This is a genomic window from Armatimonas sp. (assembly GCF_043760365.1).
Classification (GTDB): Bacteria; Armatimonadota; Armatimonadia; order Armatimonadales; family Armatimonadaceae; genus Armatimonas.
This window is the reverse complement of the sequence record NZ_JAYUPA010000382.1, coordinates 1-1812: the sequence shown is the minus strand read 5'-3', so window position 1 is coordinate 1812 and position 1812 is coordinate 1. Positions and strand designations below refer to the sequence as shown.

At 60.9% G+C, this 1812-nt stretch carries 2 protein-coding genes; one reads left to right on the top strand and one right to left on the bottom strand.

Annotation, left to right across the window (positions count from 1 at the left end; all coding sequences use genetic code 11):
- Positions 1-911 (top strand): sulfatase-like hydrolase/transferase (locus ACH2EH_RS09195; RefSeq protein WP_395140992.1); only part of this gene is annotated, 911 nt, incomplete at its 5' end.
- Here ACH2EH_RS09195 and ACH2EH_RS09190 read toward each other — a convergent pair.
- On the bottom strand, positions 898-1812 hold a 915-nt coding region (locus ACH2EH_RS09190; protein ID WP_395140991.1), incomplete at its 5' end, for a proline racemase family protein. The genes ACH2EH_RS09195 and ACH2EH_RS09190 overlap by 14 nt on opposite strands.

The window sequence follows — 1812 nt, the reverse complement described above, 5'->3', positions numbered from 1 at the left end:
GCAAGGGGCACTGGCTGGAAGTAAATGGCAAGATTATCCACAGCAGCGAGCACTGGGCCAACGGAGCGCTGGAGTTCCTTAAAAGAATGGCCCCCCCCGCCCCCGATAACGGGGGAGCCACACGGAACCCATTTTTCTTGCATGTTGCGTTTCACGCGCCCCACGACCCGCGCCAGGCTCCCACCGAGTATCTCGACAAGTACCCGGTTGAGCGTGTCAGCCTGCCGCCGAACTTTCTGCCCGAGCACCCGTTTGATAATGGCGACCTGAAAGTGCGGGATGAAAAACTCGCGCCGTGGCCGCGCACGCCCAAGGCGATCAAGCAGCACCGGAAAGAGTACTACGCGATTCTGACCCATGCCGACTACCACATTGGGCGTATCCTAGACGCGCTCCCAGAAGACACGCTCGTCGTGTTTTCGGGTGACCATGGTCTGGCCGTGGGGGAGCACGGCTTGCTAGGTAAGCAAAACTGCTACGATCACTCCGTGCGTATTCCGCTGGTCTTTGCGGGGCCGGGGATTCCCAAAAACAAGAAAAACGATGCCCTGATCTACCAGAACCAGATATTCGCGACGCTCTGTGATTTAGTGGGGATTCCCCAGTCGCCCGGCCTCGAAAACCCCAGTCTAGCGCCGCTGATCAAGGGCGCAAAACAGGAGCGCGACGCGGCGGTCTTTGGGGCGTATCTCAATGTCCAGCGCATGGTGCGCACCCGAGAGCACAAGCTGATCGTCTACCCGAACATCAAGCAAGTCCAGCTCTTCGATATTCAGCGCGACCCTTGGGAAACCAAAAACCTCGCCGCCGAGCAGCCCGAGCGGGTAAAAAGCCTCTGGACACGCCTCAACACCCTCCAAAAAACCCTCGCCGACCCGCTAGAGCTGCCGTTTTTCCCTAGCGGTTCGTGATTCCCCAGCAAAACGGGTCGGTGTCATCAAGAAGCAGCGTCGCTTCGGCGCTGATCCAGGCGCGGCCTGTGATGGTTGGCCTCCCCCCTGGCCCCCCTCCGGCTTCGCGAAAGGGGGTGAAAGTCCCCTCAAAAACGCTGCCAATCACGCTCTCTTGCCGCCAAATCTCGCCTAGTGCGAGCTTCCCATCGGCGGCGAGGCAGGCAAGCTTGGCGCTGGTGCCCGTGCCGCACGGCGATCTGTCGTAGGCACCGCCGGGACAGAGCACAAAGCTGCGGGAGTGATTTGCGGGGTCACAGGGCGGACCGAATAGCTCGATATGATCCAGCTCCGGCCAGCGTTTATTCGCCTCACGCCGAATCTCCCACGAGAGCGCCGTGAGCCGCTCCACATTACCAACATGAATGTCTTCGCCGTGATCCGCACAGAGAAAGAACCAGTTCCCACCCCACGCAAGATCACCCGTCACACTCTGGCCACTCGGGAGCGTGAGCGCCACGGCTTTCTCGGTACGGTAACTCACGACATTCTCGATACGCACACGGCCATCGGGGTGCAGTGTGGCACTAACAACGCCAACAGGTGTGTCTATTGTATGCGTCCCCGGCGCGAGCTTGCCCTGGTGCGCCAGAGTTGCCACCAGCCCAATCGTGCCATGGCCGCACATACCCAAGTAGCCGACATTGTTAAAGAAAATCACGCCGCAGACACACCCTGGCGCGTGGGCTTCCACAATCAGCCCGCCTACGAGCACCTCGGAGCCGCGCGGCTCGTTCAGCGTCGCGCTTCGGTAGTGATCAAAGTCACGCTCAAAAATTGCCAGGCGCTCAGCGAGCGGGCCGCTGCCTAGCTCGGGGCCACCGGCGACGATTAGCCGGGTGGGCTCGCCGCCGGTGTGGGA